Source organism: Paenibacillus sp. 1-8, assembly GCF_056316205.1.
In genome coordinates this window covers 1,620,535-1,633,165 of sequence record NZ_CM149995.1, presented here as the reverse complement: position 1 = coordinate 1,633,165, position 12,631 = coordinate 1,620,535, and the positions used below count along the sequence as shown (strand labels likewise).

Sequence of the window (12,631 nt, the reverse complement as noted above, 5' to 3'; positions counted from 1 at the left end):
TCTTCCTCGGTTGGTTGATTGGACCGCCACGGAGGGAGAGCGTTATTTTCCTCAAAAAGCTCTCCCCGGGATACAACTCATTCTATCCTCTCACACCTACATCATTTCGCCGGAATGTTGAAGCGTTTCTAATTCCTTCACCATATTTTCGATCAGCTTTGTAAAGGAAGCCAATTTCTCGGAACTGGAAGCTTGTTGTCGGGCATAATAAAAAAAGAATCCGACAGCAAGCACTGGAAACTTACTGTGCATGCTACCGGATTACTCCACCCTCTTGCTCTTGCTAACCTTAAGCTTACCGAATTTTACCGATTCAGCAGACTGCCCACATACCGAAGCAGGTCGTTGGCGCTGGCACCTGTATAGCCGTGTTCCTCAATCAACCGCTTAATCACCTCATTCATTCGTTTGAGCTGATTAGCATCAGGTGTTTTGGTCGAGGTCGTAATTTTCACAATATCCTTCAAATCAGCGAACAGCTTCTTCTCAATCGCCTCTCTCAGCCGATCATGATGATGATATTCAAACTTACGCCCCTTGCGTGAGTAAGCGGAAATTCGGATGAGAATTTCTTCGCGGAACGCCTTTTTCGCATTTTCCGATACCCCAATCTGCTCTTCGATCGAACGCATCAGCCGCTCATCCGGGTCGAGTTCCTCATCCGTAAGCGGGTCGCGGATTTTCACCCAATTGCAGAAGGCTTCGATGTTATCCAAATAGTTATCGAACAGCGTCTTGGCTGATTCCTCGAACGAGTACACAAAGGCTTTCTGGACTTCTTTTTTCGCCAGCTCGTCATACTCCTTACGGGCCACGGAAATGAAATTCAGATAGCGCTCCCTTTCCTCCTTCGTAATAGAAGCATGCTGATCCAGACCATCCTTGATAGCTCTTAAAATGTCCAGCGCATTGATGGATTCTACATTTTGCTTAATGAGCGCACTGGAAATGCGGTTGATGACGTACCTTGGGTCTACCCCGGACATGCCTTCCTCCAGAAACTCATTTTGCATTTCCTTCAGGTCGGCTGTCTTGTAGCCTTCTACCTCTTCGCCATCATACATGCGCATCTTTTTGACCAGATCCATGCCCTGCTTCTTCGTCTCTTTCAAGCGGGTAAGCACGGAAAAAATAGCAGCCGTCCGCAGCGCATGAGGAGCGATGTGAATATGCTTCATGTCACTTTGTTCAATGAGCTTGGCGTAAATTTTTTCTTCTTCCGAGACTTTAAGGTTGTAAGGAATCGGCATCACGATCATCCGTGATTGCAGAGCCTCGTTCTTTTTGTTTGCGATAAAGCTTTTATACTCCGACTCATTGGTATGGGCAACGATCAATTCATCTGCACTGATTAACGCAAAACGTCCCGCTTTAAAATTACCCTCCTGGGTCAGTGACAGCAAATTCCACAAAAACTTCTCATCGCATTTCAGCATCTCCTGAAACTCCATCAGTCCACGGTTGGCTTTGTTCAGTTCTCCGTCAAAACGATACGCGCGTGGATCGGATTCCGACCCATACTCCGTAATCGTAGAAAAGTCGATGCTGCCCGTCAAATCGGCAATATCCTGTGACTTCGGATCCGAAGGACTGAACGTACCGATGCCGATCCGATTTTCTTCCGATATAAATACCCGCTCCACGCGGACCTTTTCAATATCTCCATCAAATTCTGTGCGTAATCTCATCTGGCAGGCTGGGCATAGATTGCCTTCAATCCGCACCCCCAGTTCCTTCTCAAAATCCGGACGCAGCTCATGAGGAATGAGATGAAGCGGATCTTCGTGCATGGGGCAGCCTTCAATGGCGTATACCGCTCCCTGATCCGTCCTCGAAAATTTCTCCAGACCGCGTTTGAGCAAGGTGACCAGTGTGGATTTACCTCCACTGACGGGTCCCATCAAAAGTAGAATACGTTTGCGCACATCGAGCCGACGGGCTGAGGAATGGAAGTATTCCTCCACCAACTTTTCAAGCGCACGGTCCAGTCCAAAAATCTCCTGCTCGAAAAATTTATATCGCTTATGTCCCCCAGCCTCTTCTACACCAAAAGATTCAATCATCTTGTAAACCCGTGCATGAGCGGTCATCGCCGGCGTCGGGTCTTTCTTGAGTATCTCGATATACTCTCTAAAAGTGCCGCTCCAGGCCAGACGGTTGTTTTCCGCCCGGTACTCCGCAACGCGTTCAAAAATATTCATGCTAGGTTCCTCCTATGACTGCGTAATGACTATCCTCCACTCCGGATGGTTAATGGCTACACTCGTCCACGCCTTTCAGGATATGATGCAATCCTCTTAAAAAAAGTGTAATACATACCTATGCAGATTGATTTCAGAATTGACCTTTTTTTTGCGACAGTTTCCCTGCCTTTTCGAAAAACAGAGAGATACACTGTGCTAAAATATACAACAACGACGCGGACCTGCCGCATTATGGTACAATATAAGCTCGGAATAATGGGATAAAGGAGCGGGAGAAGCATGGCGGTTCGGCATGAGACGGAGCTGTACGCTCCGATCAAAGCCTTTTTTGAGAGCTCGGGATACGAAATCAAGGGAGAAGTGCGTAACTGCGATTTGGTGGGAATAAAGCCAGAACAGCAGGAGCCACTGATTGTGGAGATTAAAAAGACGTTCAATCTGGCGCTGGTGCTGCAAGGCATGCAGCGTCTGAAGCTAAGCAGCAATGTGTATGTGGCGGTGGAACGAAACCGTGCGAAAAAAGGGGCTGTCAATCAGCGCTGGAACGAGCTGGTCGGACTGTGCCGCCAGTTGGGGCTGGGCTTGCTCACCATCACCCACTACAAGACCAAGCCGCCGCTCGTAGAGGTACTTTGCAAGCCTGCGGGTACGAACGGTGGTGACCGCAAAGCGGCGGCAGCCCGCCCCGGCTCGCGCAAGGAAAAGCTGCTGCGGGAGTTTCACGCACGCAGCGGCGACCACAACACTGGCGGCAGTACCCGGCGCAAGCTGGTCACGGCCTACCGGGAAAAAGCGCTGCGCGTGGCCGCAGCCTTGCAGGGCCTGGGGGAAGCGGCCCCGGCGCAGCTCGCCCGCACAGCAGCCGTCAGCGGGGCAGCAGCCGTGCTCCAGCGCAACTACTACGGCTGGTTCGAGCGCGTAGCCCGTGGCCGCTACAGGCTAACCACGTTTGGCGAAGCCGCCCTGAGCGAGTATGCGGCGGTGCTGCAAGAGCAAGTCGCCGAAACGACCGCTGGCAAGGCCGTAGAGCCCAATGATCGCGGCGGACAACGCCTGATCGCGGAAGCACCAGCCGCGTACTCTGCCGCCGCGAATGCAGACAATCTCTGAAAATCCCGCCGCATACTTCTGACGCCACGACTGCCGAAAGTATGCCACAGCAAGTAGATCGTTCGGCCCCTGCTAGCTTCGCGCAGTGAATTCACTGATCGTCTCACCGATCAAGTTCATGCCCATGAGTAGCTGCTCGCGGCCCGGATGACTGAAGTTCAGGCGGATATGGGACGCGCCTTCGCTGCCAACCGCGCACAACTCCCCTGGCATAAAGGCTACACCTTTGGGTAGAGCCGCCTTTAGCAGCAGTGCGCTGTCCAGCCCATCGGGCAACCGAACCCACACATACATGCCGCCGGACGGAATGCGGTACGTCACGTCTTTCCAAAACGGGCGCTTGAGCAGCTCCAGAATTAATTGCAGACGTGTCGAGTACTCTTTGTTCAACATGGCTAAATGCTCGTGCCATTGAAAACGCGAGCTGGTCAGCAACTGGAACAGGAGCCGCTGGTTCATCGTACTGGACTGCATATCGGCCAACTGCTTCAAAGCGTACATACCTTCGATCAACGGGGCGGGGCCTGCCGCCCATCCGGTTCTCAGCGCGGGCGCAACCGTTTTGTTGAATGAACCGATATATAGCACCTGGCCGCCCTGCCCCGCATGATCCAGCGCAAATAACGAAGGATAGGCTTCTGCAAATTTCCGGCTTTGCCCATGCGGGCTCTTGTCGCCGGATTCATTTTTTTGTTTAAAATGAAGTTCTCCATAAGAATCGTCCTCCACGATCAACACCTGATGACGCCTGCACAGGTCCAAAATCTCCTGACGCCTTGCCGCGCTCCATAAGGAGCCGGTCGGGTTCGTAAACGTGGGCGTAGCGAAAAAAAGCTTGGGATGGTGGTGAACGATTAAAGCTTCAAGCTGATCGGGAAGCACACCTTCTCCATCAGATTCTACGGGAACGATCTGCGCTCCCTGCATCGACAGCACTTGCAGACATCCGGGCGACGTCGGATTTTCGACCAACACCGGGTCGCGTTCATCCACCATCAGCCTTACAATCAGGTCAATGGCCTGCTGACTGCCTGTTGTCAGGAGGATTTGTCCTGGTGGTACTCTAACTCCTTTGCGCTGTTCCCACTCTCCTGCAAGCCACGCCCGCAAAGGAAAATAGCCCTCCGGTTCACCATACTGTAGGGCGTCAGGGCCGGAGCCAAACACATCATGAGCCGCTTCTTCCAGCAGCTTCACCGGAAAAAGCTCTTGTGCAGGCAATTCTTCAGCCAAGGATATAAAGGAGTGTCTTCTCGCATTTTCCCGGATATGACGCACTGGAGAAGCCAACATTGCAGCCGTTCGTGAAGCAAAGGAATATTGCATGAACATCCTCCTTCTGCTGAAAAATAGGTCAAGGCTTCCGGGCTGGCGCGTCAGGCATATAGCTGCTTGGTCTGACGCGCATACAGGGCATAACGTTCAATCGCCTGTGCCCGGCTGGACACGCCCAATTTCGCATAAATTTTACGTAAATAATTATCAATAGAGCGCCGACTGACTTCGATCTCAGTAGCAATTTTGTCATATGTAATTCCTTGTACAATACGTTCCATAATAAAAACTTCAGTTTGTGTCAATTCGTCAAAAGGCTCAGAAGCCATTAGCGGTATAAAAGGCCATTTTCCACAACGAATCCAGTCCATCGGTAACGAAGCAAAGCCTTCGCGCAAGCCGTTGATCAGATGGATCAACTGGCTTGGTGACGCCTGTTTGGATAACATTCCATTCGCTCCCAGCGAAATCAGCTGTTGGAAGAGCGTAATATTATCCTCATCCGTCATAATAACAATATGGCTGTCTGGAGACAAGGCCCGTATTTGTGTTAGAAACGGTTCCGCCGTCCCCTCAGGCAACCTGTAATCCATTAAAATGATTTCCGGCCGAATGGAGCAAGCCAATTCCAGACCTTCCGTTCCGGAGGAGGACATCCCTCTGACAAGCAAATCCTGCTGGTCTTCTAAAATAAGCTTTGTTCCCAGCATACTTGTAGGATGGATGTCTATGATGACCACCTGCCATACTTTTCTCATGTCTAAACCTCCTGATTTAACAAAAATACAAAAAAATACATAGTTAGCGAAAATGAATCTATAATTTGGGGTTGCATATGTAGAAATTGCGCAAATGTGAACGTATAAGAAGCGAAAACCGTTTAAAGAAATTGTATCCTAGGACTTCCTTCCGATGCAATCTCTTTTTCCAAATAATTTTATGCATCTATTTCGCTTTTGCGAAATAAATAGGCCCATGATAGAATTGGAACTGCAAAATAAAGACTGGAAATTTGATTTTACACAGGAGTTGAAAATCGCATGCAAGCTTCACCTGAACACCCTCCTGCCGAATCCCGGCGAGGCACTTCAAGAAAGGGGATGCCTGTAAAGGCTTTTCTGCTATTTTGGTTCCTGCTTATTATACTAGGTGCTCTCGCAACCTATCTGTACAGCAATCATTTGAAGCAGGAAATGCTGAACGAAATGCAAACCCATACGGACCAGCAGATTCAAGCGCTCAAAACCGACTATGAAAAACAGTTGGCCGCGCTTTCCAAGGAAGTAAGCGGATTAGAGGGCAAAGTGCAGTCCTTCAATGAGCTGCTGACCTTTACCAAGGATAATGCAAACAATAAAACCGACAACAGCAATAAGCTTTACACCCAACTGAACGAAGTTAAGCAGCGGCTCAATACACTTCAGAAAAAAATGGACCTGCTGAAATGAATATGGATACAAAACAGGTAAATCGTTTCTTCATGTTGGCCCTTGCTCCTTTTATCGGTTTGTTGGGGTGTATTTTGTTAATTCATCCCACATTTAGTTTTTCCGAATCTACTGTCCCGAGTCTGCAAAAAACCGAGGTCGTTCTACAAACGCAGTCCGTAGGCAACCAGCTTGATGAAGCCAAACAAACGGCAACATACACCTTGTCCACCATTCGCCGAACATCGGAGCTGTACAAGCAAACGACCCAAACGATGAACCAGCTTGTTCAAACGGCCTCTACCCAATCCAAGCGTCCCGAAAAAATCTATGATCGACGCATCACCGCCAAGCTCGGGGTTCCCTATGAGCGGGTAGACAGCAACCGGATTACTATTGAATTGTTTAAGGTGAACCCGGGAATTTATCATGGCTATGCCATGAAGGTCAAGCTTAAAGATCCTGCCGCTATGAAAATGTCTCTGGGGAGCGACAAACTGGGCGGCTCTGAAACGACCATGCGTGCTGTCCTGAGACACGGAGCTGTCGCTGGCATTAATGCAGGCGGCTTTGCGGATGGAGACGGCAAACGCTATCCATTAAGCACTACCGTCATGAACGGCCATTACCTGACCGGCTTTCAGTCCAGCTTTAAGGATTTGTCCTTCGTTGGAATGAATAACACCGGCAAGCTCATCGGCGGCAAGTTTTACAGTCAAGGTGCTCTGGACAGCCTGAAGCCTGCCTTTGGAGCTACCTTCGTTCCTGTTCTGCTGCAAAGAGGCCAAAAGATGCCTATTCCAGACAAGTGGAAGGTATCGCCTAAACGGGCGCCACGTACAGCCATCGGCAACTATAAAGATGATCAACTGCTCATTATTGTCGTAGATGGCTACAATGAAAGCGGAGGTTCAGGTGCAACACTGGAAGAATTGCAAGGAAAAATGTACAATCTCGGCGTTCAGGACGCTTATAATCTGGATGGGGGTGGCTCCTCCTCACTCATCCTGAACGGTAGGGTCGTGAACAAGCCGTCGGATGGCAATCTCCGTCCGGTCCCTACTCATTTTTTGTTCTATAAATAGGAGCTTATCGTTTACAGGCATGTAAACTACGCTTGCTCCCTTATACTATTCTATAAGAAAAAAAGCATCACGAACGAATGTCGTGATGCTTTTGCCCCATTTTAGGAGTACTGTGTCATTTCCGTCAAACATTGAGCACAAATATAACGGTCTTTAAAATTGTTCACTTGCTCAACTGATCCGCAGAATACACATTTCGGACGATAACGCTCCAAAATAATATGGTCGCCCTGAACCAAAATTTCGACAGGGTCTCCCTCATTCATTTGATATCTTTTGCGTAGTGACTTGGGCAAGACTATTCTCCCCAGTTGATCAACTTTACGCACCACACCGGCAGGTTTCATCGTGATCGTACACCTCTCCTATTCATTATACTTGCAATTTCTTCCCTGCGAAAAACTAGGTACAAAGACACTATTCTTTATGTAGTATTCGCTGTCTTTTTGTCGAATCCTGCTGATCACAGGAAATTTTATTACATTTTTTCATAAAATCATGAACCATATCAAAGTATGGTACAGAATGTCTGTAATATTTTTATCGACCGGAATGTCCATTATCATTAGCTTTATCTGTGGATTTTACAAATTACTGAATATAACCTTATTTTCAAGCCCTACGTCGGGTTCGTCTGAACAACAGATACGCGAGGCTTGATTAGCAACTAAGGTCCTGGTTCTTTATTCGCATTTATACTCACTCACTTGATATATTCACGATAAACCTGGAAAATCCATTTGCCGCAACGCCTCATATACGATAATTGCAGCGGAATTCGACAAATTTAGCGATCTTACTTTATCTGACATAGGCATCTTGATGCATGTATCCGGGTTGGCAGCCAGAAGCTCGGGAGGCAGCCCCTTCGTTTCTTTGCCAAATACCAGAAAGTCTCCATCCTGAAATGCAATATCACTATAACGCTGATTTGCTTTCGTGGTGGCATAAAAAAAGCGGCCTTCCTGATACTTCTCCTGCACCTCAGTAAAAGATTCATGGTATTCAATATGGACCGCATACCAGTAATCAAGTCCAGCACGTTTTAACGTGGCGTCGTCGGTACGGAAGCCCAGCGGCTTTACCAGATGCAGATGTGTTCCGGTAGCAGCACACGTTCTGGCAATATTCCCTGTGTTAGCCGGGATTTCCGGCTCAACAAGCACAATATGTAATGGCATCACGTTTCGTTCCCTTCATGTTTGAACTGAAAAAAATTACACATTCTATTATTTTAACAAAATCGGCGAGATATGAACATCAAATGAGAAAAATTATCGCTCCACACCACTAAAAGCCTTCCCCTATACACATTCAGGGAAGGCTTTACTTTGGTTTTTTCGATTTCCAACATTCGTGTATCGAAATATATGTCCGTTACAATCAGCTATGACGCTGCTTAAAGCCATCCATAAACTCGGCCAACGCTTGACAGTTCTCCAGCGGAACAGCATTGTAGATCGAAGCGCGAAGCCCTCCTACACTGCGATGTCCCTTCAGACCGACGAAACCAGCCTGCTCGGATTCCTTAATAAATTGCTTTTCCAAGTCCTCATTTGCAAGGCGGAAGGTCACATTCATAATGGAACGGTCAGCGACCTCTACACAACCACGGTAGAAGCCTTCGCTGCTGTCAATACGGTCGTAGAGCAAAGCAGCTTTCTGCTGGTTGATGCGTTCAATACCTTCCAGGCCGCCTTCTTCCTGAATCCATTTCAGTACCTCATTCACCATGTATATAGCAAAGGATGGGGGTGTATTGTAGAGAGAGTTATTTTTTTCATAAGTGCTATAACGCAGCATCGTAGGAACGTTGTCCGGTGAAGATGTTAACAGTTCTTCACGGGCGATCACGACCGTTACGCCGGAGGGTCCCAGATTTTTTTGTGCTCCAGCATAGATCAGTCCGAATTGAGTAGCATCAAACGGCTTGCAAAAAATATCACTGGACATGTCCACAATCAACGGCACAGTACCAGTATCCGGGAATTGCTTGAACTGTGTACCTTCAATCGTCTCGTTGGACGTAATATGCACATAAGCAGTATTGTCAGGCAAGTCCAAAGAATCCACATTCGGAAGACGCATATACTTCTCATCAGCGGAAGACGCAGCAATATGAGCCTTGCCCACAAGCTTGGCTTCTTTGTAAGCCTTGTCCGACCAGCTACCTGTCATGATATAGCTTCCTGTCTGTCCTTCACCCAAGAAATTTAAGGGCAGCATAGCAAATTGCGTACTAGCGCCTCCTTGAAGAAATAACACCTTGTAGCCTTCTGGATTGCCTAGCAGAGATAACACACGTTCCTGCGCTTCATTATGAACAGATTCATACACAGCTCCACGGTGAGACATTTCCATAATGGACATACCTGTTCCCTGAAAATCTACGAATTCAGCTTGTACACGTTCCAGCACTTTGAGCGGCAATGCCGCTGGTCCTGCATTAAAATTATAGGCTCTCTTACTCAACAAATTCCCATCCCTTCTCTACTCTGGTGCGGATATTATCGCTATGATAGCAGTATTCATAAGACCGTTCAAGACTTGTTAAAAAATGTTTCCGATTTCATTTATGATGTGACAAAGATGTGAATGTAAGTATATTTAACATCTTAACTTTGTGGTATTTAATTTAATGTTAAAAGGTCCCCGGCTTAAAAACCGGAGACCTATCTTGAACATTAACCGTTACCAGAGGCTAATGTTAATGTTCAAGGCAGCTACGCTGCTCATTTATTAACTGCTATTAGCAGTCGAAATAAAGGCTGTATTCGTGCGGATGAACACGGATGTTAACCGATTTAGCTTCAGAACGTTTGAGCTCTACATAGTTATCAATAAAGTCCTTCGTAAATACGTCGCCTTCTGTCAAGAACTCGTAGTCGGCTTCCAGAGCGTCCAGAGCCTCATCTAGCGAAGCAGGAACACTACGGATTTTACCTATTTCAGCATCGGACAGCTCATAGATGTTCGTATCAAGTGGACCATATCCCAATTCGATCGGGTTCAGTTTGCGCTTGATGCCATCCAGACCCGCCATCAGCATTGCGGAGAAGGCGAGGTAAGGGTTAGCTGTGGAGTCCGGTGTACGGAACTCGATCCGACAGCCTTTAGGCGTAACAGCCGCTACTGGAATACGGACAGCCGCAGAACGGTTACCTTTGGAGAATACCAGGTTAACTGGAGCTTCATAGCCTGGAACGAGACGCTTGAACGAGTTCGTACTTGGGTTCGTCAAAGCGATCAGCGCTGGTGCATGGTACAGGATACCGCCAATGTAATGAAGGGCCAGTTCGCTCAGGTTAGCGTAAGCACCTTTTTCGTAGAACAAAGGAGTGTCTCCATCGAAAATGGATTGGTGAACGTGCATACCGCTTCCGTTGTCTCCAAAGAGTGGTTTTGGCATAAATGTGGCCACTTTACCGTATTGACGAGCTGTGTTGTGTACAATGTATTTATAAACAAGCAGATTATCAGCTGTTTTCTTGAGTGTATCAAAACGGAAGTTAATTTCCGCCTGACCTGCCGTAGCAACCTCATGGTGATGGCGCTCAATTCTCAGACCTGCTTCTTCAAGCAAACGGCACATTTCACTACGGATGTCTTGTTGGGTGTCTACTGGCGCTACAGGCACATATCCGCCCTTCACTCCCACTTTAAAGCCCAGATTTCCGCCCTCTTCCTTGCGATTCGTGTTCCAAGCTGCTTCTTCGGAATCCACGAAAAAGGAGGAGCTGTTCATACTGGTCTCGTAACGTACCTCGTCAAAGATGAAAAATTCAGATTCAGGTGCAAAGTTAACTTTCGTACCTACACCAGCAGTTTTCAGGAATTCTTCTGCTTTTCTTGCAATACCGCGAGGATCGCGGTCGTATTTTTCGCCGTCTGGCGTAGCAATATCACACAGAATATTCAGTGTAGGATGCTGAGTGAAAGGGTCGATGAAAACCGCTTCCGGATCAGGCAGCATAACCATGTCAGATTCCTCGATGCCACGATAGCCGGGAATGGAAGAACCGTCGAAAGCAACACCGTTAACAAATGTTTCTTCATCTACTTCGGAAGCTGGCAACGAAATATGGTGAGCACGGCCGGACAAATCTACAAAGCGAAAATCTACCCACTCAATATTATTTTCCTGAATTGTTTTCAATACATTTTCAACGGACATGTCTTCTTCCTCCCAATTTTCCGAACATTAAGTCTTATACAACCCTGAAATGTTCATGATCGAATGTTTTTTCTGTCGTTATTATAAATCTCAAACATGACACGGGTCAATAGCTATGTAAGGTATTTTTTAAACTAATGTTAGCTATGCTTACGCTCTTGATAACATTTGAATAGCACAAAAAGCCCGAAACACCGGGCTTTTGAGGCAATTTTAATCGAATTACTGTGCTGCGGCAAAACTTTTATGCATTAATGTTAAGCATTGGTTTTAAGAAATGGTACTAGGCGTATGAAATGTTTTACCTACAGCTGGAGCCAGCAATTCCAAATCTTTCAGCAAATCTGAAAATTGATCTGGGAACAAGGATTGTACACCATCGCCCGTCATCGAATTGTCAGGATCTGTGTGCATTTCAATAATCAGTCCATCCGCTCCGGCAGCTACCGAAGCCTTCGTCATAGGAACAACCAGCTCACGACGACCTGTGCCATGGCTCGGGTCCGAAATAACCGGCAAATGGCTCAGTTGTTGCAGAACAGGAATAGCTGACAAGTCGAGCGTATTTCTGGTGTAAGTTTCAAATGTACGGATTCCGCGCTCACACAGCATAACATTCGGGTTACCGCCCGCTAAAATATACTCGGCAGCATTCAGAAACTCATCGTAAGTTGAACTGAAACCACGCTTGAGCAGCACCGGCTTGCCGCAGGTTCCCAGCTTGCGCAATAGATCAAAGTTTTGCATGTTACGTGTACCTACTTGTAAAATATCCGCATATTCTGCACAGATATCCACGTATTCGGGTGTCATAACCTCTGTAATGGTCAGGAGGTCATGCTTTTTGCCCGCCTCTGCCATCATGATCAAACCTTCTACACCCGTTCCCTGGAAGCTGTAAGGACCCGTACGCGGCTTAAAAGCACCTCCACGGAGAACTTGCGCGCCCGCAGCTTTAACCAATGCAGCAATTTCGTCGATCTGCGCAGCAGACTCAACGGCACATGGTCCACCCATAATCACAAGCTCGCCTCCGCCGATATTCACACCTTTGATAGAGATAACGGTATTTTCAGGATGAAAATCACGGCTCGCCAATTTGTAGGACTTCGATATTTTGACTACATTCTCTACGCCCTTCATTTGGCGCAGGTGTTCAGCCAGCTTGGGCTCTACACTGCCGATCAGCCCAATAATCGTACGATCCGATCCATGGGAAACGTGAGCCTGCAAACCTTCTTTTTCAATAACTGCAACAATAGCTTGGATATGTTCTTCAGGTGTTTGAACACCAGCAATAACGATCATATTTTTCTTCCTCTCTATAAAACATATTTTATGGATCAATTAAAGATG

The 12,631-nt window shown here is 47.4% G+C and carries 12 protein-coding genes; 3 read left to right on the top strand and 9 right to left on the bottom strand.

Translation table 11 applies throughout. The features are described 5' to 3' along the window. Positions 1-96: 96 nt before the first annotated feature. Together AC0WRU_RS07515 and AC0WRU_RS07510 are read right to left on the bottom strand one after the other, a co-directional pair. Positions 97-252 (bottom strand): hypothetical protein, encoded by a 156-nt coding sequence (locus AC0WRU_RS07515; protein ID WP_476127837.1) that lies wholly within the window; start codon positions 250-252, stop codon positions 97-99. A gap of 53 nt (positions 253-305) precedes the next feature. Beyond that, entirely contained in the window at positions 306-2,201 is a 1,896-nt protein-coding gene (locus AC0WRU_RS07510) for a PrkA family serine protein kinase (protein ID WP_025681888.1), read from the bottom strand. 282 nt (positions 2,202-2,483) lie between these two features. Here AC0WRU_RS07510 and AC0WRU_RS07505 point away from each other — a divergent pair, with 282 nt between their 5' ends. Further along, positions 2,484-3,314 (top strand): DUF2161 domain-containing phosphodiesterase, encoded by an 831-nt coding sequence (locus tag AC0WRU_RS07505; RefSeq protein WP_476127835.1) that lies wholly within the window; start codon positions 2,484-2,486, stop codon positions 3,312-3,314. Positions 3,315-3,386: 72 nt separating this feature from the next. Here AC0WRU_RS07505 and AC0WRU_RS07500 read toward each other — a convergent pair whose 3' ends face one another. Both AC0WRU_RS07500 and AC0WRU_RS07495 read right to left on the bottom strand, forming a co-directional pair. Continuing rightward, a complete protein-coding gene (locus AC0WRU_RS07500) occupies positions 3,387-4,640 on the bottom strand; it encodes an aminotransferase-like domain-containing protein (RefSeq protein ID WP_476127834.1) in 1,254 nt (417 codons plus the stop codon). A gap of 50 nt (positions 4,641-4,690) precedes the next feature. Continuing rightward, complete coding sequence (locus AC0WRU_RS07495) at positions 4,691-5,347, bottom strand: response regulator transcription factor (protein ID WP_025682871.1); 657 nt, start codon at positions 5,345-5,347, stop codon at positions 4,691-4,693. A gap of 282 nt (positions 5,348-5,629) precedes the next feature. On the opposite strand from AC0WRU_RS07495, the gene AC0WRU_RS07490 reads away from it, so the two are divergent. Both AC0WRU_RS07490 and AC0WRU_RS07485 read left to right on the top strand, forming a co-directional pair. Then, on the top strand, positions 5,630-6,037 hold the full coding sequence (locus AC0WRU_RS07490; protein WP_476127833.1) for a hypothetical protein: 408 nt from the start codon (positions 5,630-5,632) through the stop codon (positions 6,035-6,037). Then, the gene (locus AC0WRU_RS07485; protein WP_476127832.1) at positions 6,034-7,101 is read left to right on the top strand and encodes a phosphodiester glycosidase family protein; all 1,068 of its coding nucleotides are present in this window, start codon (positions 6,034-6,036) and stop codon (positions 7,099-7,101) included. Before AC0WRU_RS07490 ends, AC0WRU_RS07485 begins: the two co-directional genes overlap by 4 nt. A gap of 101 nt (positions 7,102-7,202) precedes the next feature. Here the strand turns inward: AC0WRU_RS07485 and AC0WRU_RS07480 are convergent, their stop codons facing one another. The 5 genes from AC0WRU_RS07480 to aroF form a co-directional block, all read right to left on the bottom strand. Continuing rightward, on the bottom strand, positions 7,203-7,448 hold the full coding sequence (locus tag AC0WRU_RS07480) for an AbrB/MazE/SpoVT family DNA-binding domain-containing protein (RefSeq protein ID WP_014280616.1): 246 nt from the start codon (positions 7,446-7,448) through the stop codon (positions 7,203-7,205). Positions 7,449-7,817: 369 nt separating this feature from the next. Then, positions 7,818-8,282 carry a tRNA (uridine(34)/cytosine(34)/5-carboxymethylaminomethyluridine(34)-2'-O)-methyltransferase TrmL gene (gene trmL / locus AC0WRU_RS07475; protein WP_025682874.1) on the bottom strand — a complete coding sequence of 155 codons (465 nt, stop codon included), beginning with the start codon at positions 8,280-8,282 and terminating at the stop codon, positions 7,818-7,820. Between the two features lie 202 nt (positions 8,283-8,484). Next, on the bottom strand, positions 8,485-9,576 hold the full coding sequence (gene serC, locus AC0WRU_RS07470; RefSeq protein WP_476127831.1) for a 3-phosphoserine/phosphohydroxythreonine transaminase: 1,092 nt from the start codon (positions 9,574-9,576) through the stop codon (positions 8,485-8,487). A gap of 274 nt (positions 9,577-9,850) precedes the next feature. Next, positions 9,851-11,275 (bottom strand): type I glutamate--ammonia ligase, encoded by a 1,425-nt coding sequence (gene glnA, locus AC0WRU_RS07465; RefSeq protein WP_134910540.1) that lies wholly within the window; start codon positions 11,273-11,275, stop codon positions 9,851-9,853. A 270-nt stretch (positions 11,276-11,545) separates the two neighbouring features. Next, positions 11,546-12,583: a 3-deoxy-7-phosphoheptulonate synthase gene (gene aroF / locus AC0WRU_RS07460; RefSeq protein ID WP_025682268.1), complete on the bottom strand. Its 1,038-nt coding sequence runs from the start codon at positions 12,581-12,583 to the stop codon at positions 11,546-11,548. Positions 12,584-12,631 lie beyond the last annotated feature (48 nt).